Genomic DNA, 22,360 nt, shown 5'->3' on the forward strand with positions numbered 1-22,360 from the left:
GGCGCAGGACGACAACGGAGTATTAATAAGGTTATTACGGATTAATAAAGGTTTGCTTCACGCGTTTTGAGCGTTTGAAGTAGGGCACCAGCAGTGAAGCCGCAAGCAGCGGGAACAGAAGCTGACGCAACGCCAGCTCGTCGCTGACCGGAGAGAAGGCAAACGCTTTGATCGCCAGCAGTATGGAGATCAATAACCACAGGATGTAATGACGCACCACATTCTGACGTTTTTTAAAAAACGCGATGGTCAGCCAGACGGTATAGCCCCACATGGCAATGGCGCAGGCCACGGAGAAATACCAGAACAGCACCATATGCTGCCCCTGCGCGCTCATCAGACGATGGCTTTCAGGCGAAATCAGCATCATCAGATAAATCGCCAGCGCAACAGTACTGCTGAGTAAGGTCAACAGCAGCCAGGCGAGAGGGGCGAGAAGCCAGCCTGCAATACGCGGCGCCTGCGTGGTAGTCATTTTGCCTCCCGGGATGCAAAGAATAGAATGCGGTCCTTATGTCTGACATAAGGCGGGGGCGATTATAAGGCTTTTTGAGCGTAATGCTACTCGCACACGGTTACACCACGTAACGCCAGACCGTTTTTGGCACGCAGCCGAGGTCAAACAGCCGGCCACCTGAGACCAGCTCCGCGCGGCGATGATCGGCTGCGCGATACATATTCATAATTTCATTGTTATCGGTAAGGCTATAATTGAGGTGGTCGAACAATTTTTCCAGGCTTTCCAGGGTACTAATTTTTCTGAACTTCATTAAATAATCTTGAGCTGTCATAGGGGATATCCGTAGAGGAGGTTTTATTAGTTTAAAAGCAGAAGTTGAATCCCAGCATAATAAACGCAACCCGTGTGAAATTATCAGCGCAATTTCATCTGGCAGATTATTTCGGACTTTTCCTTGAAATGCGACGCAGTTGTTAATCAGCGCTGCCGGAATATCTTAATGGATACCTGGCGTTTCGCTGTAAACCACGATCGGCAGTCAGCCTCGTTACCGGGCAGGGCCTGGCGGCTGGCGGCAGGTGAACCTGAGGTTTTAAGGGGGAGGGGGCATCAGCATCGCCCTCTTTTCTACGAGATAAATCGGAATATTATAAAACCGTTTAATTAGCTGGCCGGCAGAGCATAAACAGATTCACGACGAAGATGGAATATAAATATAATCTTAAAAGATCATTCATGAGCGCTATTCATTTGTTTTCACAAACCGATACACAAATGGGCCGTCTGTCATTTATTACCACCTTTGTTGACAATAAAAGTATACCGGTAAAATTTTGCTCTTAGCCCTGCATAATCGTATTTATACCGGCTGCGTTAAACCCTGGCGCGGGCGCGGGTATATATGTCAGGCGGTCCTGAAGGGGGAATACGTGAAAACGCCTGGCAAGTATGCAACCGACACGTAACAATTAAAGTACCGGTTGTTACACCGTGGTGGATGGTGTCAAATGAGCTGGTCCATAAACGTGAGGAATACAAATGAGTGATAAGATTCGTGTCGGACTAATCGGCTACGGCTACGCCAGTAAGACATTCCATGCGCCGCTCATTGTGGGCACGCCGGGAATGGAGCTTGCTGCGGTATCCAGCAGCGATGCGGCAAAAGTCCATGCAGACTGGCCAAACATGCCCGTTGTCTCCGACCCGCACCACCTGTTTAACGACCCGGATATCGATCTCATTGTGGTTCCTACCCCAAATGATACGCACTTTCCGCTGGCGAAAGCCGCGCTGGAGGCGGGGAAGCACGTGGTCGTCGATAAACCCTTTACCGTGACGTTGTCACAAGCGCGCGAGCTGGATGCGCTGGCGAAAAGCCGCGGGCTGCTGCTCTCCGTGTTCCACAACCGCCGCTGGGACAGCGACTTCCTGACCCTGAAAGCCCTGCTGGCCGACGGCACGCTGGGGGAAGTGGCCTATTTTGAATCCCATTTCGACCGTTTCCGTCCCCAGGTGCGCAACCGCTGGCGCGAGCAGGCAGGCGTCGGGAGCGGCATCTGGTACGATCTGGGCCCGCATCTTCTCGACCAGGCGCTGAACCTGTTCGGCCTGCCGGTCAGCCTGACGGTCGACCTGGCGCAGCTTCGCCCGGGCGCGCAGGCTACGGACTACTTCCATGCCGTGCTGGCCTACCCGCAGCGCCGCGTTGTGCTCCACGGCTCCCTGCTGGCCGCCGCCGAGTCCGCACGTTATATCGTGCACGGTACCCGTGGCAGCTATATCAAATATGGTCTCGACCCGCAGGAAGATCGCCTGAAGGCTGGCGAGCGTCTGCCGCAGGAGGACTGGGGCTATGACATGCGTGACGGAGTGCTGACGCTGGCGCAGGGCGAAGCGATGGCGGAACAAACGCTGCTGACCGTGCCGGGTAACTATCCTGCCTACTACGCTGGTGTTCGCGATGCGCTGACCGGCCACGGTGAAAACCCCGTTCCGGCGGCTCAGGCCATTCAGGTGATGGAGCTGATCGAACTGGGTATGGAATCCTCAAAGCAGCGTGCGACGCTGAATCTGGCTAATTAATTCGCCTCTGCCGTCCGGCCTCGTGAATACGAGGCCGTTTTTAATGGCTAAGCGGCACGAACCTTATTGATAAGCGCCTGCTTTTCCGCCTCGCTCAGGAAAGCGATTTTTAAGCCGTTCTCCTGTGCGGTACGGATCTGCGCCGCGCTCAGGCCTGCACGAGGCGCTGCAACGTTATATTCATGAATAATGTCGATACCCTGAACCGCCGGGTCGTCGGTATTGATGGTTGCCAGCACGCCGTGGTCGAGGAATTTGATCAGCGGATGTTTGTCCAGCGACGGCACCGTGCTGGTCTGAATGTTTGAGGTCAGGCAGGACTCAATGCCAATCCCTTGCTCCGCCAGGAAATCCATCAGCGCCGGATCTTCAATGGCCTTAACGCCGTGACCAATACGCTCAGCCCCCAGCTCGCGAATCGCCTGCCAGATGCTTTCAGATCCAGCGGCTTCGCCTGCATGAACGGTGATATGCCAGCCTGCATCCCGCGCGCGGTTGAAGTGGTTGAGGAACAGGCTGCCTGGGAAGCCAAGTTCGTCACCGGCCAGGTCCAGCGCCGTAATATGGTCGCGATGCGCTAACAGGGCTTCCAGCTCAGCCTGGCACGCGGCCTCGCCGAACGTCCGGCTCATAATACCGATTAAACGCGCCTCAACGCCAAAGTCACGGCAGCCTTCACGTACGCCTTCAATTACCGCCTCCACCACGCCGGCAACCGGCAGGTTATGCGTCATTGCCATATAGCCCGGCGAGAAACGCAGCTCGACGTAATCCAGTCCGTTTCGTGCGGCATCTTCAATGTTTTCCCACGCCACCCGGCGGCAGGCATCAAGCGTTGCGAGCACCTTAACGCCCCAGTCAAGCTTTGAAAGGAAGCTCACCAGGTCTGGTGCGGTATCGACAACCCGGACGTGAGGAATTAACGCATCGATGGAGTCTGCCGGAAGCGGCAAATTATGCTGGCGGCCCAGATCGAGGATGGTTTGCGCACGAATGTTGCCATCAAGGTGGCGGTGCAAATCGGTTAACGGCAGGGAGGTATCAATCATGGTCGCACTCTTTTTTTGATTAAAGTGCGTTACATTATAAATGCTACGCACTGTAAGTGTACAAGCATCAAATAATCTATATATTACATGTGTTTACTTGCTGGCTAACTTCATCAAAACTCCTTCGTGGGACATATCTGTGCCGATGTCAGAGAAAAGTGAGTCAATTTTGCGGGAATGCTCAGATAAATGGTTAGGTGCCAGGTGTGCATACCGACGAACCATTTCTATCGATTCCCAGCCACCCATTTCCTGAAGAACAGAAACCGGGACGCCAGCCTGAACTAACCAACTGGCCCAGGTGTGTCTCAAATCGTGAAATCTAAAATCCTCAATCCCAGCCTTTTTGATGGCAAGCTTCCATCTTGCGTTAATACTCCCGCTCATCTTCCTTACTGCAGGCATTTTCACGCCCTGCGGACTTGTGCATTCTTGCTGATGAACAAACACCCATCTATGATGATTGCCGATCTGCCTTTTCAGGACAGCACAAGCAGTGTCATTAAGCGCTACGCCAATAGCGCGGTTAGACTTGCTCTGTTCTGGATGTATCCATGCAACCTTCCTTTGCATGTCGATCTGCTGCCATTCAAGATTGAGTATGTTGGAACGCCGTAGTCCGGTGGAGAGGGCAAACTCTACAACGGACTTTAGCGGCTCTTTGCATACTTCAATCAGCCTCATAGCTTCATGCGGCTCCAGCCATCGAATACTTCTGTTCTTCGGCGTAGGAACTTTGATGATCGGCGCTTTCTCCAGCACCTTCCAGTCACGTTCTGCAGCACGCAACAGAGCTTTGATGAATGCGAGTGTTGCCGTCTTCGTTCCCTGAGCTGATTCCTTTGGCTTCAAAACCGGCACTTCCTTTCCCTTTCTTTTTGCGGCATCAACGCTCATCTTCCACTTAATCTCGACCGATCTGTTCATCATCCCTTTGACAGCTGAGTAAATCTTATCCTCGGTTATTTCGCTAAGGTACATACCTGAGAAGTGTTGCAGCCAGAACCGGATGCGGCTTTTATCGGCATTCAGCGCTTTCTTGTGCGCCTTCTCCTCAATCCATCTGACACATGCCTCTTCAAAGGTTATGTCTGTGATTTCACCAAGGCGGCTTACCCTCCAGGCCTCAGCCTTTAGTCTGTCGTGGAGCTCACTCGCCTGTCGCTTGTCCGTTGTGCCAAGAGACTGTCTAATACGGCTACCATCCGGCGCTGTGTAACTGGCGTACCAGACTTCGCCCCTGCGGAAGATTGACATGTTTTTCTATCTCCATGTTCATCAGCCGCGCTCACGGCCACAGTGTGGATCGGATCGTTAAGTGCGGCAAGACATGCCGTACGGGTGAAAAGGTAAGGGGAGTTCTTCTTCGTGGGATTCTTTCTGGTGTAGGCGATACGGCCCGCTTTACACCATTGCGTCAGTGCATCCTCATCTATACCGATGAAAGCAGCTGCTTCACGCCTTGTCAGGCTTACTCGTTCCATTGGTTTCCTCCAGGCAATAAAAAACCCCGCCGTGGCGAGGTTCGTTGGTAAATTTTAGTATTGCTGTCAGTCTAAGGGTTTAGCACCAGAAGCTCTTACTGCCGCCTCGATATGAGATGTCATTGGCTGCTCAGGTGAGAGAATTGCCACCGCATAACGCTTTCCTTTAATAACAATATCAGGCTTGAGAACGGTAAATGTATTTGTTGGTTCTTGTGGCTGCTGGCGAACATTACCATCATGTGACGAAACCAGAACGCCGCCAGAACGCGGGTAAGTGATTCTATCCGCAGGGTAGGCATCAACTGTTTTTTCACCAGTAAATTCCCCACCAACCAAGGTGTATTCCACTTCACTCATTTCCCTTCCTCCACCTTCTGATAGACCGGCGCATTGCCGTTCGGTGACTGCTTCGACACTTCACGATAGTGAGCAAGTCGCTCAATGAAGTATTGCTTCAGATGCTCCGGCTGCTCACGCGCAACCATCTCCGCGACTACCGGCATGTTCATGCGCTCTTTGTACGCAACGCCAGCCGCAGCTAAGTCTACGTTAACCTTATCGCGCTCATCTTCTGATTTTGCTGCAATGTTGAAGTCTGTCATATAACCCTCCGTTGCAGAGAGTATATAGCGAGCGTGAGAGGCGGGCTATTTTCCTAATGGCTGCGGGGCGGCGGCGAGCATGGCGGAACGACAGGCGTTCCATGATGCCGCTCGTATAATCGCATCACCCATGGTCATCTCGGGATTCTCTATGCACAATTCTTCCCATGTTTGTTCATCCGGCACAGTAACAGCCTGTAGTGGTGGGGCTTTCTGTGGGGCATACACAGGGAATAGGCGCACGATATCCACTTTTGAAAATGGGAACATTTCGTCATATGGGTAGTTCTCTGGCAGTTCATCCTCATTCAACCATGCAATCGGCTCCTTGCTGGCTTTTCGGTATTCTTCCAGCTCTGCACGGTCGTTGCTGATATATGACGGCGGCAGGCCCAACGGAGGTTTCCACTGCTCTCCACCGTTCCATGTATAAAACAGGTGCGTAAGCGTCTTTCTTGCTGCTTTTAGCTCCTTAGCCATGAGGTAGAATGCCCAGCTAGTAACAAACATCGTGGTGCCTTTCTCGGTGCTGTCGATTATCTGCTGAATATCGGCATCGCTGGCGCGCTCATTGTTCAGATTGCTCATAAAGCCTCCGGCTCTTTTGGAATTGGTGCCCAGTGGGTTATTTCGAGATTGGTCATCCCTTCAATTTGGAACGTCCATTCCCATTCGCCGGTTTCAACCTGTCCAAGCCCGTACCACAAAGAGCGCCAGCCAATTAGCAAACCTTCGCCACCTGCATCAAATAGCAGCACGTTTGTATTAGCAGGGGTGTTGCGTCAGCGGCTAGTAGTTCAGAGGAAGATATTCATTATGGAGGTGGTTACTTCCAGGCAGTAAGAAAACAGTCGCTTATTGAGGATTATGGCGTGACGATCGTTCCGTTAACGGGCACATTGTCATGGGTCAGGATGAACAGAGGTGAGCCTTGCATTACTTGGTTTGGCGTGAGGCCAAATAGCAATGTTGATAATCAGGCGGAGATTGAAAAATCAGCACTGTATGGCAAAACCAATAGCGTTGCGATGAAGGCTCCAGCAGGTGTAATTCAATACAGTACTGGCATTCCAGTTTATTCTAGAAGTGGTTTCGTTGGTGCTGGAAAACAAAAAACAATTTTCGAAAAAACAACAAATAATAAATTCACTGTTTCTACAGGCGCTTCCTTTGATGCGCTCGCTTTGTCTATCCCTGATGCATATGCACCAGATGGCACTGATGAGTCATCATACTGTGTTTTCGCAAATTTGACAGGGATGACCTTTAGGAGAAAGAATATAGCAGACAGAAATAATGCGCCAGCTTATGGGTTCTGGTGTCAAAAAATGGCGGTGTCTTTGATAAAGGATTTGCGTTTTGAGTGCGGTAATTTTGGTTTCTGGGGGGAGGATTGCTGGTCTAATATATTTGAGTCTGTACAGTTCCTTGGTTTAGGAATCGGGCAGTACTGCGGATTTAGCCTTGCTAAGTTAAGGGGTAGTATTTATCACTTATCTGGAACAAGTAATGTGATGAACATGGTTCAAGTTGCTAATTATCAACTTGGTTTTCTTATTGCGGCGTTGCAATACTCAACCATGACATGCTGTACAGCAGATAACATACTCCCTATGACAGGTACAAGCGAGACAATTGCATCAGCATATTCATTTTATAACCCTCATAACTTAACTATTAACTCGTGCGCATCAGAAGGTGTTAAGGGTGCGCAGATAAGAATATCAATGGCTGATGGTGCTGTATATAACGGGAGCTTGAGCATCATTTCTTTCATGGGAGTTATTGGACAGCAGGACCCGCTGGTAAGTACATCAGTTTTCACGATAATAAACCAATACGCGAAAAGGCTGTCAGTGGTTTTTAATGCTGGTGATTTGATTGTAGATGGTTCTCTTTCAAATCTTCATGTTGGGCAAGTAGACGGGGCAAACACTTATGTAACTTCGGTAGGGTCAATCATGGATGCGCCACTAGTAACTAATGGCGCTCACTTCACACCGCTATGATTAGACTATCGGCCTCATAGATGTAAATGCAGCCTTAGAAAGTTTAATAGATTGGAAGTCAAATGCCTTATAAAAGGCATTTGATGCCATGTAAATAACAAACACTGTCAAGAATGATGAGGTTAAGGATGCATAAAAATAGCCCAATTCATTTAAAAATGAGTTAAATATAAATGGAGATATTAAATAAATAATCGGCATGTGTATTAGATAAACTGAAAAAGAAACCTTTCCAGAATAAACAACAATCTTCCCACTAAATAGTCTAGATAATGATTCATTTGAGATAATAGACATCACAACCAGAACGCCTGAAAAAGCACAAAATAAATAGTATGCATTTATCATTTCACCTAGAACACTGAATGAAACAAACCCTATCACCATGGAGTAAGCAGATGAACCATAATGCACACCTCCAAAATATGCGCCAACAATAAGAAAAGGCAAGGCCATTTTTAAAGGTAATCTAATGTCAACCCCGCTAATATAAGCTCCAAAAATAAAACATAGATAACTATATTTCTCAATTTGAGAAATTGGCAGCAGTGATATGCACAACGAGAAAAGCAGTGCTACTACAAATTTCCTATTAACTTTAGACGATACTGCGCAGTAATAGAATACAATGAATGAACCTATCAATTCTATTTTCATTGTCCAAAGAACAGGATTGTAGTTAGACCCACCCCTGAAAAAAGTTTCAACCAATCCCGAGTAAATAGCACCGAAGAATGTAGGTTCAAACTTACCATAGCTTTGAGCCCACGCAGAAAGGGCGCTAGTATCAGAACCAATGAAATTCAGAGCAACATACGCTAGGATACAAGATGCTACAACTGGTGGGGCTAATCTGAAATACCTACGAATTGTCATCATGGAAATGGAAGCTAATATATCCTTATTCTTCATGATCCCAAAGGTAAGGACATAACCGCTTAGCACAAAGAAAATGTAAACAGCGGCCGTGCCAGAATAGAAAAATGGCAATGGGCTGTCATAGATAACACGCTCCCATCCGTGGATAATTAAATCGTGCTCATGCAGCCCAGGATAAAACACCAGAGCTAAATGAGACAGCACAACCATGAAGCATGCTACCCCTCGAATCCCTTCAATATACAGAAGCTTATCTTTCATCATTATCCTGCAGTGCTATCAGCGTGTGTTTCCGTTAGTTTATCATCCAGGATGAATCTGATCAGCACTTGATCAACTACCAGTTTTGAAATACTGTTTATGCATACAGTATTTTGACAAAGGAGTTCATCATGCCGCGAGACTATGACATCAGAGGGGCGTTCGTCAGTGCCATCAAGCAAGACCCGGTAAGGGGTCAGGTAGTATCAGCTGCTGACTTTGTGCGCGAGCTTGAAAAGGTCAATCACCACTGGTCGCTGAAACAGGCTAACGAGTGGATATCTTTCTATCAGGGCTCGTTCCGCGATTACACGCCGCATGAAGGCGTGAACAAAGTTTACTTCATGATGAACATGGGCGGGGTGCGATAATGGGCTTTCCTTCTCCGGCTGCAGACTTTCTGCAAGAGCGCGTAAACCTCGACAGACACTTGGTGAGCCGTCCGAGCAGCACGTATCTGTTCCGTGCAAGCGAACCGCAATGGCGGGCCGGTATCATGAAAGATGCGTTGCTTGTTGTTGATATGGCGCGTAACCCCATCGATGGCTCAATCGTCGTCTGTGCGCATCAAGGTGAGTTCAAGATGCGCCGCTTCCGCAAGTATCCGTCTCCACACCTGGAGAACATCGACAATCTTCAAACTACGTATCCGTTGCCGGGATATGTCGATGGCGATCCGGATGATGTCGTTTACGGCGTAGTTACGTGGATACTGAACGATGCCCGCAGCGGTGAGTTCGACGATGTGCCGGTGATGTGACACATTTGTGCCAGGTATGCTCGGGCGAGGTGACTTAAGGCAACATGTAACGTGTGAGCGCGGTCTTATGCTGTAAGTGACTGTATTGAATAGGGGTGTATGAAATTATAAAAACATTCACGGGAGAATTGCTATCGGCTGGCAGCAATTAGTTGCGCAAATAAAAGGGGAGTAGCCTCCCCGCGTATATTATTGCAGTGATTTAATGGCGGCAATCAGTCGCTTCACGCCTTCTTCCAGCTTCACCCTCGGGCAGCCGCAGTTCAGGCGGATAAAACCGTTTCCTTCTTCGCCGTAGGTGTATCCCGGCATGATGGCGACTTTTTGCTGCTCGATCATCGCTTTTTGCAGCTCCCCGTCATCCAGGCCCAGCGGGCGAAGATCGATCCACGCCAGATAGGTGGACTGCGGCGGCTGCCAGTTGAGTTGCGCAAACTCCTGATTCAGGGTATCCGCGACGTATCTGAGATTCTCCTGCAAATAGGCGCGCAGGGCGTCGAGCCACGGCTCACCCTGCCGGTAGGCGGCAATATGCGCAACCAGCGCCAATACCGCCGGGGATGAGAGACCGTCCTGACCCTTAAGCACGCTCAGGTAGCCGAGACGATCCTTTTCATCGTTGATTAGCCCATACGCGCCGGTAAGCGCCGGAATATTGAAGCTTTTGGAGCCGGACGTCAGCAGCGCCCAGCCGCCTTTGCCCACTTCGCACCACGGCGTGTGGTGGTTGCCTTCCCAGACCATATCCATATGAATTTCATCGCTTATCACGCGCACGCCGTGGCGTTCACAAAGCGCCGCCATTGTTTCCAGCTCTGCGCGCGTCCACACTTTCCCGGTCGGATTCTGTGGGCTGCACAGCAGCATGATTTTGCACTGCGGTTTTGCGAGCTGGGCCTCAAGGGCGTCCATATCACATATCCAGCCTGTGGCCGTACTGTGCAGCGGCGCGCTCAGCACTTCGCGCCCGTTCCCCTCAATCGCTTTATAAAAAGCATCGTAGGCCGGAGTGTGAATCAGCACCGCGTCGCCCGGCTCGGACCACTGGCGAATCAGCTGAGAAACCATGTAAATCACGGAAGGGCCGTAGACCACGCTCTCGGGATCGATTTCGCTGCTAAAACGCTGCTGATACCAGTGGGCGATGGCACCGATGAAATCATCATTCTTCCAGCGGCTGTAGCCGAGCACGCCGTGCGCCAGACGCTGCTGGACGGCGGAGAGAATGACCGGGGCGGTGGGGAAATCCATATCGGAGATGGTGAACGGAAGCAGGTCGGGGGCACCGAAACGGTCTGCCACATAATCCCACTGTGTGCACCAGGTTCCGTGGCGGTCAACGGGAACGGAAAAATCGAACATAACACCTCGCAGAAGAGCGGGCACCGTATTAAGTGCCCGCTTCTTATTTACGCCTGAGCCGTGCTCATCAGGCTTGCCATTTCATCTTTTACCGACTGAACCTGTGGGCCGATGACTACCTGCAGGTTGTGCTGGTTAAGCTGTACAACGCCGATGGCACGCAGGTTTTTCAGCGCCGCGCTGTCGACCAGCGCCATATCTTTCACCGTCATACGCAGGCGGGTGATGCAGTTATCCAGCGTGACGACGTTTTCCGCGCCGCCCAGCGCCGCCAGCATAGCCGGTACGTTATAGCCGGATTTGCCAACCTGACCCGCAAGCGCTTTTTCAGCGCTGGTGGTGGTGTCGATATCGCGGCCCGGCGTTTTAATGTTAAAGCGGGTAATTGCGAAGCGGAAGATAACGTAGTAGCCCGCGAACCAGATAGCCGCTACGACCGGCACCATATACCACTTGGTGGACAGGCCGTGCAGGATGCCAAAGACCACGAAGTCGATGATATTGCCGTCGGTGTTGCCGATAGTCACGCCCAGCACCGCCATAATGGTGAAGCCGAGGCCGGTCAGCAGGGCGTGGATGAGGTAAAGAACCGGAGCAACGAACAGGAACAGGAATTCCAGCGGTTCAGTGGTGCCGCCCACGACGCAGGCGATAACGCCGGAAATAAGCAGGCCTTTAATTTTATGACGGTTTTCAGGACGGGCACAGTGGTACATCGCCAGCGCCGCGCCCGGCAGGCCGCCCAGGAAGGCAGGCATTTTACCCTGCGACAGGAAGCGGGTCGCGCTTTCAGAGAAGCCGTGCACCGTCGGGCAGCTCAGCTGCGCCTGGAAGATGGTCAGTGCGCCGCTGACGCTGTGGCCGCAGACGTCCATGGTGCCGCCAGCCTCGGTAAAGCGAATCAGCGCTACCAGGATGTGCTGCAGACCAAACGGCAGCAGAAGACGCTCGCCGGTGCCGAAGATCATTGGCCCGAAGATGCCAGCGCTGTTGATCACATTGCCAATTCCGGTGATCCCGGCTGCAAATACCGGCCAGATTAACGGGATAACCAGGCCGACGAGACCCATCACCACGGTAGTAATAATCGGCACAAAGCGGGTGCCGCCAAAGAAGGCCAGCGCGTCCGGCAGGCGGATGTTGTGGAAGCGTTTGTGCAGCATTGCCACAATCACGCCCGCGATGACCGCGCCCAGGATCCCGGTATCAATAGACTGAATGCCGAGGATGCTCTGAATGTTGTTCGCTTTCAGAATCGCGGCATCGGTAGTGGGCAGGATGCCTTTCGCAGTCAGCCAGAAGTTAACGCCCAGGTTCATCACCACGTAGCCGACAAAACCGGCAAAGGCGGCGACGCCTTTATTCTCGCTCGCCAGCCCCAGCGGGATTGCGATACAGAACATAATAGGCAGGAAGCTGAAGGCGAAGGAGCCGACTTTGCTCATCCACACGAAGATGAGCTGCAGCACCGGGTTACCCAGCGCAGGGAGCAGCGTGACGACGTCATGGCTGCTTAAAGAGCTGCCGATCCCCAGCATGATCCCGCAGAACGACAGCAGCGCCACCGGCAGCATGAAGGTTTTGCCAAGGTTTTGAAAAAACTCCCAAAGCGTAATTTTTTGTGGTGTATTAGCCGCCATAACGACTCCTGTTCCCGGTTGATAAAAGATAGTAACAGTACGAAACTGAGCGGATGATAAAACGTTTAACCTGATTTTATTGCGCGTCAGCTCACAGATTAAAAACGACGCAACGCGCCTAATGTGCTCAGGCAGGTAAAACGTTTTATCCTATGGCATCCCTGATTTATGGAGAATCATCCCCGCCCATGACCACGATGGCCAAAAAAATCACTATCAATGACGTTGCCAGCGCCGCAGGCGTTTCGGTGGCAACCGTTTCGCTGGTATTAAGCGGTAAAGGGCGTATTTCCGCGGCAACGGGCGCGCGGGTTAACGAAGCTATCGAAAAGCTGGGCTTCGTGCGTAATCGCCAGGCTGTATCGCTGCGCGGCGGGCAAAGTGGGGTAATAGGCCTGATCGTGCGCGATCTCTGTAATCGTTTTTATGCCGAACTGACGGCGGGATTAACGGACGAGCTGGAAAAACAGGGCAAACTGCTTTTCCTGACGCAGAGCGGCGCGCAGGGTCAGCACATGCAGCGCTGTTTCGACACGCTGGTTTCCCAGGGCGTAGACGGCATTATTATTGCCGGGGCGGCAGGACAGGGCGCTGAACTCAGGGAGCTTGCGGATCAAAAAAGCCTGCCGCTGGTGTTTGCCTCACGCGCGAGCTATCTCGAAGAGGCCGACATCATCCGCCCGGATAACATGCAGGCGGCTCAGCTGGTCACAGAACATTTGATTAAGCGCGGGCATCAGCGCATTGCCTGGCTGGGGGGAAGAGGATCGTCACTTACCCGCGCCGAACGCCTGGGCGGCTACTGCTCGACGCTGCTGAAATACGGCCTGCCGTTTCACAGCGAATGGATACTGGAGTGCGAATCAAGCCAGAAGCAGGCCGCAGACGCCATCACCACGCTCCTGCAGCATAACCCCACGATTACCGCCGTGCTTTGCCACAACAGCACCATCGCTATGGGCGCATGGTTTGGGCTGCTGCGCGCGGGTCGTCAGAGCGGAGAAGGCAGCCTGGACAGCTATTACGATCGCCACGTTGCGCTGGCAGCGTTTGCGGAAGTCATGGATGAGGAGCTGGACGATTTGCCGCTGACCTGGGTTTCTACGCCAGCCCGCGAGATTGGCCGCAGCGCGGGCCTGCGTGTTTTGCAGCGTGCGCAAAGCGGCGATGACGAAGCGCGAAACCAGATCATGCCCGCACGGCTTGTGGTGCGGAAGAGCTAAAAATCTCGTGAGCCGACCCGCTCGCCACCGTGCCTGCTATGACGTGGTCCGGTGAATTTCTGTGAACTACACTCAATAAACTAAAATGCTGTGTAATAAGCATTCCGGTCACCCGCAGGTTTTCGGCTGATAGCCAGAATTGTCATGGATGTTAAGTCTACGTTCTGGGTATGGGTGCTCTGTAACCTGCGCTGTCGGCGGCTACCCCTGTGTTCAGACAATCCTAATTCCTTTCAGGAAACTGAATGCTGGAGGTTGAAGCTATGCGCTATCGAATCTTTGGAAATACAGGTCTCAGAGCGTCGACTCTTGCTCTTGGTACGGGCAATTTTGGCAATGGCTGGGGCTATGGGGCGGACAAGGACGCCGCTCGTAATATTTACACCCGCTACCGTGAAGCGGGCGGCAATTTCATTGATACGGCCGATCAGTACCAGTTTGGGCAATCTGAGGCTATGCTCAGCGAGTTTATCGCTGTCGACCGCGAAGATATTATCCTTGCCACGAAATATTCACTTGGCGACTCGCCTGAGTCGGGGCTACAGCACAGCGGTAATAGCCGCAAATCGATGATCAACTCCCTTGAAGCAAGCTTAAGGCGCCTGAAAACCGACCGTATCGATTTGTTCTGGGTGCATATGCCTGATGGCGTCACGCCCGTTGATGAAATTGCGAAGGCCCTCGACGATCTTATCCGCTCCGGCAAAATCCTTTATGCGGGGCTGTCGGATTTCCCGGCGTGGCGGGTAGCCACGGCCGCCACCCTGGCGGAGCTTCGGGGTTGGTCCCCTATATCTGCCGTGCAGCTGGAGTACAGCCTCGTGGAGCGCTCCGCAGAACGCGAGCTGTTACCCATGGCGGCAGGATTTAACCTGGGGACGGTAAGCTGGTCACCCTTAGGAGGCGGTCTGCTTACCGGAAAATATCGCAAGGGCGAATCTGGCCGGGCGCAGGGGCTGGGGGCGGTCATTCATGATGAGAGCAATCAGATAAAAATCGCCACCGTTGATGCCGTACTGGCAATTGCGGAAGAAACAGGGTATCCGCCAGGGCAAATCGCCATCGCATGGGTGATTGCCAAAGGAACACTGCCGATTATCGGTCCACGTACGGAAGAACAGCTGGCAGATAATCTAGCGTCGGTAGATGTTCAGCTCACTACTGAACAAATCGCACGTCTGGATGCGGCGAGCGCTATCTCACTCGGTTTTCCGCACGACGTTGTTGCCGCATCCATTCCATCTCTGGGCGGTGGAAAACATGAGTTAATTGATAAGGCTGCACGAGCTATACGTTGAGATAGTGTCGATCGGGCTTAGAGGCTAAGTGTAATAATCACTTAAATGTCGATGTAGGTCGGGTGAGCATTACTTCACCCGACAATTTCACCTGCTGTTGCAACTGGCTACGGTGGATGTCGCTGACGCTAATCCACCCTACCAAACCTGAAGCTTAATGCGCCGGTGCTTCCAGCTCGGGAGCCGGTGCTGCACCGTCCATGCCCGGCAGCGCAAACATGCCTACCAGATCGCCCAGCGACATCTGCTGGCCGTTCAGGGTGACCTTGCCGCTGCCGTACTGCAGGCTGGTGGTAATGTTGTTGTTTTCCACTTTAGTTACGCGGAACATCTGGCCCATTGCCGCAAGGCCTTTGATCTGCTGGTCCGCAAGCTTAGCCGCATCTTCCTGCTTGTAGCCTTCCAGCTGCGCGACCTGGGTCATCAGTTCGGTTGCCATATCCATTGGGATCACCAGCTTGCTGTCGAGAGACTTCACGTAGCGGTCAAGCTGCTCTTCCGGGCTGTTTGCCGGGCCGGTAGCGCCAGCAGGATCCTTCAGATAGAGGGAGAGGTTAAAGGTGCTTTCCCCTTTCGCATTCTTCCAGCTCAGCGGCGCCACGGTGATAACCGGGTTGCCCTTCAGCAGCAGCGGCAGGTTGGCCGCCAGCACGTCTACCAGCTTCTGCTGATAGAGTTCCGGGTTCTGCGCAATGGCCGGATCCGCAAGCAGCTTCTGGGACTCGGCATTGTATTTCTGGCTGAACTCGTGCATCGCTGCGCCGTCGATATTGCCGACTTTAAGGGTGAGCTTGCCGCTGCCGACGTTCTGGTTCTGCACTTTCAGCGCGTCGACGACGTAGTCAACCTGGCCGGTAAGATGCTTTTTATCGTCCTGCACGTCAGATTTTGCGTTGATTTTAAAGCCTTCCAGCACCGCCATCTCTTTGCCTTCAATGGCGATAGCCAGCTTATCGATAGAGGCTTTCTGCTCGCCGACGCGCTCGTCAAATTCGGTGCGCTGGCTGCTGCCGTCGGTAGTCACGCCGTTGAAGGTCATCTGCACGTGCTGGCCATACTGGTTCACGGTATTGATCAGGCCGCTTTTCGCTTCGCCGTTAACGGCGATTTTATTGCCGTCGCCGTCCACGTCCGCGGAGAACTGGCCGCCGCTGAAGGAAATTTTGTCCTCACCTTTGGCGTAGTTCAGTGGAAGCAGGTCAATATCAGAGGCGGTTGCGCCGCTGTAGCCAACGCGGGTTTGTGCGTCAATGAACGACTTGCCGGCGGTGATATCAAACAGCGGTTTGGTTGTTGGGTTGTTTACCAGCACGGTATGAATAGAGGCCATGCTTGGTATCAGATTGAATTTTTTCAGCTGGGCAAACGGGAACGGGCCGTGATCTATAGTTTCAGCAAAAACGATGCTTTGATCCGGCTTCAGGAACGCGCTTTCTTTGCCCGGCACAGGCTTTATCACCAGCTGCATGCTGCTGTGGAACAGACCGCGGTGATAATCCTGATAGCTCACGGCCAGGCCAGACTCCGGTGAGGCATTGTTTAATTCGGCGTTAGCGTTGGCGATCATCTCCGCCATCCGACCTTCCAGCTGTTTGCCGGTGTACCAGGCGGTGCCCGTCCACACCACGCCCAGCGCTACTATCACACCTACCGCTACCAGAGATTTTTTCATCGTGTCGTCCATTTTAAGTCGCGCCCGGCAGTTGGCCGGGCGACGAATGAAAAACGCCCGCGGGCGTTTCAGAAAACCAGTGCCGTAAGCTTAGCAATCCAGACGTAAAAGATCAGTAAGTTACTTGTAATCAGAGCTTATTGAAGACGCGGGCGATACGGCCCACGCCGCTTGCGGCTACAGGAGATTCGTTAGCTGCAATAAACGCCGATTCACCCGGCTTAAGCACCAGCTGCTGTTCACCCTTGCTCAGTACCGCTTCGCCTTCCACACAGAAAATAATTGCTGCGCTGTCCTGCGCCAGCGTGGCGGGGGTCGCGTTTAAATCGTGCAGGGAGAAGGCGAAGTCATCTACCGGGATCGGGAAGTCCAGCTCGCTGCCGTTTTGCTGCGGCTGGGTCAGCAGCTCACCGGCTGGCTTTGGCTCGAACTTCACGTTGGCGACAAGTTCAGGGATATCGATGTACTTTGGCGTCAGGCCCGCGCGCAGCACGTTATCCGAGTTGGCCATAACTTCCAGCGCAACGCCTTTCAGGTAGGCGTGCGGGGTTTCGGCGAACAGGAACATCGCTTCGCCCGGTTCGAGCTTAACGACGTTCAGCAGCAGCGGAGAGAACAGGCCGCTGTCGTCCGGATAGAATTCGGAGATGACGCGGATCGTTTCCCACGGCTCACCCTGCTGATTATTCAGCGCGGCTTTCAGCACGCCCAGCGCGCGGGATTTCTCTTCGCCCTGCATATTCAGCAGGCTGGCGAACAGCTGCGCTAAACGCTCGGCGCCTGGCTTCTCAAGGAAATGCGCGATGGCGGTGTGCGCGCCTGAGACAGGCTGTAAAAGCGAGACGATGTCAGAGAATTCACGGAAGGCGTTCATCGCGAGGAATGGCGTAAGGGCGAAGACCAGCTCGGGCTTATGGTTTGGATCTTTGTAGTTACGTTCGGCGGCATCCAGCGGGATCCCATCCGCGTTTTCTTTTGCAAAGCCCAGCTCGGAGGCTTTTTTGTTCGGATGCACCTGAATAGAGAGGGGCTGATCGGCACACAGAACTTTAAACAGGAACGGCAGCTCGCGGAAACGTTCGGCAACGGCAGCGCCAAGGGCTGAATTCTGATCCGCATCGATAACGTCGCGCAGGGAACGCGGCTGGCCATCTATCAGGACCTTAGAACTACTTTTTGGGTGCGCCCCCATCCACAGCTCCGCCATTGGCAGGTTGTCGGGGTTTTGCACGCCGTAAAGTTCAGTTAAGGCGGTTTTGCTTCCCCACGCATAATTTTGTACTGCGTTGATTAATTTTTGCATTATCAAGGCCTGTTGTAATGTAGATAAGATTCCGACTATTAAACCAATTATCCGTGGGGAAGTAACCAGGGCAGTAAAAAGTCGTATTAGTCTCAGTTTTTGTTAAAAAATTGTGTAGCATATTGTGATTAATTTTTTAACACGGTGCGCAAGCCGCATCCGAAGCCCGATTAATTAACGTAGCTGATGTCGTAAGTGAGAGAACAATGTCGAATAAAGCCTTTCATTATCAAGAGCCGTTCCCGTTAAAAAAAGACGAAACCGAATACTACCTGCTGAGCAAAGATTACGTCTCCGTCTCGGAGTTCGAAGGGCAGGAAGTCCTGAAAGTTGACCCCAAAGCCCTGACCCTGCTGGCGCAACACGCCTTCCACGATGCCTCTTTTATGCTGCGCCCGGCGCACCAGCAGCAGGTTGCCGATATTCTGGCCGACCCCGAAGCGAGCGAAAACGATAAATACGTGGCGCTGCAGTTCCTGCGTAACTCGGAGATTGCTGCAAAGGGTATCCTGCCAACGTGCCAGGATACGGGGACTGCAATCATCACCGGTAAAAAGGGCCAGCGCGTCTGGACCGGCGGCGGCGATGAAGCCGCGCTCTCGCAGGGGATCTACAACACCTACATTGAAGATAACCTGCGCTATTCGCAAAACGCCGCGCTGGATATGTACAAAGAGGTGAACACCGGAACCAACCTGCCTGCGCAGATCGACCTGTACAGTGTTGACGGGGCTGAATACAAATTCCTCTGCATCGCTAAAGGGGGCGGGTCCGCGAACAAAACCTATCTTTATCAGGAAACTAAAGCGCTGCTCAGTCCGGGCAAACTGAAAGATTATCTGGTCGAGAAAATGCGCAGTCTGGGCACCGCAGCCTGCCCGCCGTACCACGTCGCATTTGTGATTGGCGGCACTTCGGCAGAATCCACGCTTAAAACGGTGAAGCTCGCTTCAACCAAGTATTACGATGGTCTGCCCACCGAAGGTAACGAGCACGGTCAGGCGTTCCGCGATATTCAGCTGGAAGAAGAGCTGCTGAAAGAAGCGCAGAATCTCGGCCTTGGCGCGCAGTTTGGCGGTAAATACTTCGCGCATGATATCCGCGTCGTTCGTCTGCCTCGCCACGGTGCATCCTGCCCGGTGGGCATGGGCGTATCCTGCTCTGCGGACCGCAACATCAAAGCGAAGATCAACCGTGACGGCATCTGGTTAGAAAAGCTGGAGCACAATCCAGGCAAATTTATCCCGCAGGAACTGCGCCAGGCGGGGGAAGGGGAAGCCGTTAAAGTCGATCTGAATCGCCCGATGAGCGAGATCCTGAAGCAGCTTTCTCAGTATCCTGTTTCCACGCGTCTTTCCCTGAGCGGGACTATTATTGTGGCACGCGACATCGCACACGCTAAGCTCAAAGAGCGTATCGATAACGGCGAGGGGCTGCCGCAGTACATTAAAGATCACCCTGTGTACTACGCGGGCCCGGCCAAAACGCCGGACGGGTACGCATCAGGTTCGCTTGGGCCAACGACGGCAGGGCGCATGGACTCCTATGTGGATTTGCTGCAGGCCAACGGCGGCAGCATGGTGATGCTGGCGAAAGGCAACCGTAGCCAGCAGGTTACGGATGCTTGCCACAAGCACGGCGGCTTCTATCTGGGCAGCATTGGCGGCCCGGCTGCGGTGCTGGCACAGCAAAGTATCAAAAGCCTCACCTGCGTTGAGTACCCCGAGCTGGGCATGGAGGCTATCTGGAAAATCGAGGTCGAGGACTTCCCGGCCTTTATTCTGGTAGATGACAAGGGCAACGACTTCTTCCAGAAAATACACGCCTCCCAGTGCAATCGATGCGTGAAATAACATTATGAAGCCGCCCAACCGGGCGGTTTTTTTTATCTGAAAGGAGAGTGAAATGGCATCCAGTCGTATTGAAAAAGACTCTATGGGACCCATTGATGTTCCGGCTGATAGGCTCTGGGGGGCGCAGACGCAGCGCTCGCTTGAGCATTTCCGCATCTCCACGGAAAAAATGCCCACGGCGCTCATCCAGGCGCTGGCGCTGACCAAGCGTGCTGCCGCTAAGGTGAACATGGATCTTGGCCTGCTGCCGGCAGAGCGGGGAAAAGCAATACTCGCAGCCGCCGACGAGGTGCTGGCGGGTAAACATCCCGATGAGTTCCCGCTGGCTATCTGGCAAACGGGTTCGGGCACGCAAAGCAACATGAATATGAACGAGGTGCTGGCGAACCGGGCAAGTGAAATCCTTGGCGGCGTGCGCGGCATGGAGCGCGTGGTTCACCCTAATGATGATGTGAACAAAAGCCAGAGTTCTAACGACGTATTCCCGACGGCGATGCACGTCGCCGCGCTTATTGCGGTACGCGAAGAGTTAATCCCGCAGCTTAAGGTGCTGAAAGAGACGCTGCAGGCGAAAGCGGAAGCCTTCCGCGATATCGTCAAAATTGGCCGCACCCACCTGCAGGACGCCACGCCGTTAACGCTCGGCCAGGAGATCTCCGGCTGGGTGGCGATGCTGGAGCATAATCTCAAACATATCGAACACAGCCTGCCGCACGTGGCGGAGCTGGCTCTTGGCGGCACCGCCGTGGGCACCGGGCTGAACACGCACCCGGAATATGCCGTCCGGGTAGCAAAAGAGCTGGCCGATATTACCCGTCAGCCGTTTGTCACCGCGCCGAATAAATTTGAGGCGCTGGCTACCTGCGATGCGCTGGTTCACGCGCATGGCGCGCTGAAGGGGCTGGCCGCATCGCTGATGAAAATTGCTAACGACGTTCGCTGGCTCTCATCCGGCCCGCGCTGCGGCATCGGCGAAATCGCCATTCCTGAAAACGAGCCGGGCAGCTCAATCATGCCGGGCAAGGTGAACCCAACGCAGTGCGAAGCGATGACGATGCTGTGCTGTCAGGTGATGGGCAACGACGTGGCGGTGAACATGGGCGGGGCATCCGGGAATTTCGAGCTGAACGTCTATCGCCCGATGGTTATCCATAACGTTCTGCAGTCTGTTCGCCTGCTGGCGGACGGCATGGAAAGCTTTAACGAGCATTGTGCCGTCGGCATCGAGCCAAACCGGGACCGTATCAGCCAGCTGTTAAACGAATCGCTGATGCTGGTGACGGCGCTCAATACCCATATCGGCTACGACAAGGCGGCGGAAATCGCCAAGAAGGCCCATAAAGAGGGGCTGACCTTAAAGGCCTCCGCCCTGAAGCTGGGCTACCTCACGGAAGACGAGTTCGACGCGTGGGTGCGGCCAGAAGAGATGGTCGGCAGCATGCGGCAGTAAGCTTTTATGCGCCTCGGTTGAGGCGCTTTATTATTGCTCGCAGTACAAATGGAGCCTCGGAATCAGTAACTTTAAAGCCTGCGCCTCGGGCTTATAGCGATAGCGGATATTCTCCGCATCGTAATTCAGCAGTTCGCCAATTTCCGGCGGCGCTTCGCCGTTGTCCTGCTGGCACAGTACTAGCAGCGGTGAAGGGCAGGCGAGCTGCACCTGCTTCTGCTGTTCCTGATACCAGACGCGGGCCACCGGCTGGACCTTTACCGGACGTTTAATCTTCAGCTTCGTGCTGGCGGGTAGCATCGCGACGTTGTTAAGTTCGCGCTCGATCTGCTCCGCCCACTGCTCGCGGGTATAGGGCGGCACGGCGCGGTTTGCCTTCAGGCTTTTTTCCAGCATCACCATCACCTCATGCCGCGTCATATTTTTGATGATTTGCTTGTTAGCCCAGCCAAAGCGCAGGGTGGTTGGGTTATCAACTATCGAGATAGCGCGATAGGCGTTAAGCGTTATCAGCCCCGGAATATGGCGATGTACCCATTCGAAGCGCTGCACGCTGGCAAGGCCTGATTCGACGCTGATGATCTTTTCCAGTTCGATCTTACGCTGGTTAACCCGCGCGACCAGCTCATGAGTCTGCTGATATTCATCAACGTTCACGCTGTAGCACAGGGCGCCGGGAAGGCGCACCGCAGCCTTGCTGCTGATTTTTTCCGACTGCTGCTGGATGAAGAGGCGGGTGAAGTGGGCAAGCGCCGCCTCATGGGCGTCTTTGCCGATTTTCTGCGTGACTTCAATCTCGTTGAGCGGTTCGTGTTCGCTACCTTTCTCAATGGCGGGCAGGGCAAATACGCGGCCCACCAGCAGCCGATAGCCGTCCAGCTGACCACTTAGCAGCAGCAGGTCACGTTCCAGCTCCCGGAACGTCGAGGTTAACCGTTCAATCAGATCGTAATTCGCCATTGTGCACCCA

At 53.3% G+C, this 22,360-nt stretch carries 21 protein-coding genes and 1 pseudogene; 8 read left to right on the plus strand and 14 right to left on the minus strand.

Annotation, left to right across the window (positions count from 1 at the left end; genetic code table 11):
* Positions 1-34: 34 nt before the first annotated feature.
* A complete protein-coding gene (locus tag AAE045_RS04890; RefSeq protein ID WP_455546720.1) occupies positions 35-475 on the minus strand; it encodes a DUF2569 domain-containing protein in 441 nt (146 codons plus the stop codon).
* Positions 476-575: 100 nt separating this feature from the next.
* Entirely contained in the window at positions 576-791 is a 216-nt protein-coding gene (gene ydgT / locus AAE045_RS04895) for an HHA domain-containing protein (protein WP_455424595.1), read from the minus strand.
* 707 nt (positions 792-1,498) lie between these two features.
* On the opposite strand from ydgT, the gene AAE045_RS04900 reads away from it, so the two are divergent.
* Positions 1,499-2,542, plus strand: coding sequence for an oxidoreductase (locus AAE045_RS04900; RefSeq protein WP_455546721.1), 1,044 nt, complete (start codon positions 1,499-1,501; stop codon positions 2,540-2,542).
* Positions 2,543-2,589: 47 nt separating this feature from the next.
* Here AAE045_RS04900 and add read toward each other — a convergent pair whose 3' ends face one another.
* From add to AAE045_RS04930, 6 genes and pseudogenes are all read right to left on the minus strand, one after another.
* Positions 2,590-3,591 carry an adenosine deaminase gene (add, locus tag AAE045_RS04905; RefSeq protein WP_455546722.1) on the minus strand — a complete coding sequence of 334 codons (1,002 nt, stop codon included), beginning with the start codon at positions 3,589-3,591 and terminating at the stop codon, positions 2,590-2,592.
* 93 nt (positions 3,592-3,684) lie between these two features.
* On the minus strand, positions 3,685-4,848 hold the full coding sequence (locus AAE045_RS04910) for a site-specific integrase (RefSeq protein ID WP_455546723.1): 1,164 nt from the start codon (positions 4,846-4,848) through the stop codon (positions 3,685-3,687).
* Positions 4,849-5,141: 293 nt separating this feature from the next.
* Positions 5,142-5,435 carry a hypothetical protein gene (locus AAE045_RS04915; RefSeq protein ID WP_455546724.1) on the minus strand — a complete coding sequence of 98 codons (294 nt, stop codon included), beginning with the start codon at positions 5,433-5,435 and terminating at the stop codon, positions 5,142-5,144.
* Positions 5,432-5,680: a DNA polymerase III subunit theta gene (locus AAE045_RS04920; RefSeq protein WP_455546725.1), complete on the minus strand. Its 249-nt coding sequence runs from the start codon at positions 5,678-5,680 to the stop codon at positions 5,432-5,434. Before AAE045_RS04920 ends, AAE045_RS04915 begins: the two co-directional genes overlap by 4 nt.
* Positions 5,681-5,725: 45 nt before the next feature.
* Positions 5,726-6,268, minus strand: coding sequence for a hypothetical protein (locus AAE045_RS04925; protein ID WP_455546726.1), 543 nt, complete (start codon positions 6,266-6,268; stop codon positions 5,726-5,728).
* Positions 6,265-6,453: pseudogene (locus AAE045_RS04930) on the minus strand (hypothetical protein); the annotation flags it as partial. The gene AAE045_RS04925 and the pseudogene AAE045_RS04930, both read right to left, overlap by 4 nt.
* 99 nt (positions 6,454-6,552) lie before the next feature.
* Between AAE045_RS04930 and AAE045_RS04935 the strand changes: the two are divergent.
* Positions 6,553-7,689, plus strand: a complete 1,137-nt coding sequence (locus tag AAE045_RS04935) for a hypothetical protein (protein ID WP_455546727.1) — start codon at positions 6,553-6,555, stop codon at positions 7,687-7,689.
* Here AAE045_RS04935 and AAE045_RS04940 read toward each other — a convergent pair whose 3' ends face one another.
* Positions 7,690-8,829 (minus strand): acyltransferase family protein, encoded by a 1,140-nt coding sequence (locus AAE045_RS04940; protein WP_455546728.1) that lies wholly within the window; start codon positions 8,827-8,829, stop codon positions 7,690-7,692.
* A gap of 131 nt (positions 8,830-8,960) precedes the next feature.
* On the opposite strand from AAE045_RS04940, the gene AAE045_RS04945 reads away from it, so the two are divergent.
* On the plus strand, positions 8,961-9,200 hold the full coding sequence (locus AAE045_RS04945; RefSeq protein ID WP_455546729.1) for a DNA polymerase V: 240 nt from the start codon (positions 8,961-8,963) through the stop codon (positions 9,198-9,200).
* The gene (locus tag AAE045_RS04950; protein ID WP_455546730.1) at positions 9,200-9,589 is read left to right on the plus strand and encodes a HumD family translesion DNA polymerase; all 390 of its coding nucleotides are present in this window, start codon (positions 9,200-9,202) and stop codon (positions 9,587-9,589) included. Before AAE045_RS04945 ends, AAE045_RS04950 begins: the two co-directional genes overlap by 1 nt.
* Positions 9,590-9,778: 189 nt before the next feature.
* On the opposite strand, the gene AAE045_RS04955 is transcribed toward AAE045_RS04950, so the two are convergent.
* Together AAE045_RS04955 and malX are read right to left on the minus strand one after the other, a co-directional pair.
* Positions 9,779-10,951 carry a MalY/PatB family protein gene (locus tag AAE045_RS04955; protein WP_455546731.1) on the minus strand — a complete coding sequence of 391 codons (1,173 nt, stop codon included), beginning with the start codon at positions 10,949-10,951 and terminating at the stop codon, positions 9,779-9,781.
* A gap of 47 nt (positions 10,952-10,998) precedes the next feature.
* On the minus strand, positions 10,999-12,591 hold the full coding sequence (gene malX / locus AAE045_RS04960; protein ID WP_455546732.1) for a maltose/glucose-specific PTS transporter subunit IIBC: 1,593 nt from the start codon (positions 12,589-12,591) through the stop codon (positions 10,999-11,001).
* Positions 12,592-12,779: 188 nt separating this feature from the next.
* Here malX and AAE045_RS04965 point away from each other — a divergent pair, with 188 nt between their 5' ends.
* Together AAE045_RS04965 and AAE045_RS04970 are read left to right on the plus strand one after the other, a co-directional pair.
* Positions 12,780-13,814, plus strand: a complete 1,035-nt coding sequence (locus AAE045_RS04965) for a Mal regulon transcriptional regulator MalI (protein ID WP_455546733.1) — start codon at positions 12,780-12,782, stop codon at positions 13,812-13,814.
* A gap of 263 nt (positions 13,815-14,077) precedes the next feature.
* Positions 14,078-15,112 carry an aldo/keto reductase gene (locus tag AAE045_RS04970; protein ID WP_455547167.1) on the plus strand — a complete coding sequence of 345 codons (1,035 nt, stop codon included), beginning with the start codon at positions 14,078-14,080 and terminating at the stop codon, positions 15,110-15,112.
* A 154-nt stretch (positions 15,113-15,266) separates the two neighbouring features.
* Here AAE045_RS04970 and AAE045_RS04975 read toward each other — a convergent pair whose 3' ends face one another.
* Together AAE045_RS04975 and manA are read right to left on the minus strand one after the other, a co-directional pair.
* On the minus strand, positions 15,267-16,784 hold the full coding sequence (locus tag AAE045_RS04975; RefSeq protein ID WP_455546734.1) for a YdgA family protein: 1,518 nt from the start codon (positions 16,782-16,784) through the stop codon (positions 15,267-15,269).
* A 130-nt stretch (positions 16,785-16,914) separates the two neighbouring features.
* Positions 16,915-18,087, minus strand: a complete 1,173-nt coding sequence (gene manA, locus AAE045_RS04980; protein WP_455546735.1) for a mannose-6-phosphate isomerase — start codon at positions 18,085-18,087, stop codon at positions 16,915-16,917.
* A 206-nt stretch (positions 18,088-18,293) separates the two neighbouring features.
* Between manA and fumA the strand changes: the two genes are divergently transcribed.
* Positions 18,294-19,940: a class I fumarate hydratase FumA gene (gene fumA, locus AAE045_RS04985; protein WP_455546736.1), complete on the plus strand. Its 1,647-nt coding sequence runs from the start codon at positions 18,294-18,296 to the stop codon at positions 19,938-19,940.
* A 52-nt stretch (positions 19,941-19,992) separates the two neighbouring features.
* Positions 19,993-21,390 carry a class II fumarate hydratase gene (fumC, locus tag AAE045_RS04990; protein ID WP_455546737.1) on the plus strand — a complete coding sequence of 466 codons (1,398 nt, stop codon included), beginning with the start codon at positions 19,993-19,995 and terminating at the stop codon, positions 21,388-21,390.
* Between the two features lie 30 nt (positions 21,391-21,420).
* Here the strand turns inward: fumC and tus are convergent, their stop codons facing one another.
* Entirely contained in the window at positions 21,421-22,350 is a 930-nt protein-coding gene (gene tus, locus AAE045_RS04995; protein ID WP_455546738.1) for a DNA replication terminus site-binding protein, read from the minus strand.
* Positions 22,351-22,360: the final 10 nt, after the last annotated feature.

The organism is Dryocola clanedunensis (assembly GCF_038405435.1).
GTDB lineage: Bacteria > Pseudomonadota > Gammaproteobacteria > Enterobacterales > Enterobacteriaceae > Dryocola > Dryocola clanedunensis_A.

Coding starts and splice junctions, on each gene's coding strand:
- AAE045_RS04925 (WP_455546726.1), bottom strand. CDS start 6,268: ATGAGCAATCTGAACAATGAGCGCGCCAGCGATGCCGATATTCAGCAG.
- AAE045_RS04920 (WP_455546725.1), bottom strand. CDS start 5,680: ATGACAGACTTCAACATTGCAGCAAAATCAGAAGATGAGCGCGATAAG.
- AAE045_RS04910 (WP_455546723.1), bottom strand. CDS start 4,848: ATGTCAATCTTCCGCAGGGGCGAAGTCTGGTACGCCAGTTACACAGCG.
- fumA (WP_455546736.1), top strand. CDS start 18,294: ATGTCGAATAAAGCCTTTCATTATCAAGAGCCGTTCCCGTTAAAAAAA.
- AAE045_RS04915 (WP_455546724.1), bottom strand. CDS start 5,435: ATGAGTGAAGTGGAATACACCTTGGTTGGTGGGGAATTTACTGGTGAA.
- AAE045_RS04940 (WP_455546728.1), bottom strand. CDS start 8,829: ATGAAAGATAAGCTTCTGTATATTGAAGGGATTCGAGGGGTAGCATGC.
- malX (WP_455546732.1), bottom strand. CDS start 12,591: ATGGCGGCTAATACACCACAAAAAATTACGCTTTGGGAGTTTTTTCAA.
- AAE045_RS04945 (WP_455546729.1), top strand. CDS start 8,961: ATGCCGCGAGACTATGACATCAGAGGGGCGTTCGTCAGTGCCATCAAG.
- AAE045_RS04965 (WP_455546733.1), top strand. CDS start 12,780: ATGACCACGATGGCCAAAAAAATCACTATCAATGACGTTGCCAGCGCC.
- AAE045_RS04955 (WP_455546731.1), bottom strand. CDS start 10,951: ATGTTCGATTTTTCCGTTCCCGTTGACCGCCACGGAACCTGGTGCACA.
- AAE045_RS04970 (WP_455547167.1), top strand. CDS start 14,078: ATGCGCTATCGAATCTTTGGAAATACAGGTCTCAGAGCGTCGACTCTT.
- tus (WP_455546738.1), bottom strand. CDS start 22,350: ATGGCGAATTACGATCTGATTGAACGGTTAACCTCGACGTTCCGGGAG.
- fumC (WP_455546737.1), top strand. CDS start 19,993: ATGGCATCCAGTCGTATTGAAAAAGACTCTATGGGACCCATTGATGTT.
- ydgT (WP_455424595.1), bottom strand. CDS start 791: ATGACAGCTCAAGATTATTTAATGAAGTTCAGAAAAATTAGTACCCTG.
- manA (WP_455546735.1), bottom strand. CDS start 18,087: ATGCAAAAATTAATCAACGCAGTACAAAATTATGCGTGGGGAAGCAAA.
- AAE045_RS04975 (WP_455546734.1), bottom strand. CDS start 16,784: ATGAAAAAATCTCTGGTAGCGGTAGGTGTGATAGTAGCGCTGGGCGTG.
- AAE045_RS04950 (WP_455546730.1), top strand. CDS start 9,200: ATGGGCTTTCCTTCTCCGGCTGCAGACTTTCTGCAAGAGCGCGTAAAC.
- AAE045_RS04900 (WP_455546721.1), top strand. CDS start 1,499: ATGAGTGATAAGATTCGTGTCGGACTAATCGGCTACGGCTACGCCAGT.
- AAE045_RS04890 (WP_455546720.1), bottom strand. CDS start 475: ATGACTACCACGCAGGCGCCGCGTATTGCAGGCTGGCTTCTCGCCCCT.
- add (WP_455546722.1), bottom strand. CDS start 3,591: ATGATTGATACCTCCCTGCCGTTAACCGATTTGCACCGCCACCTTGAT.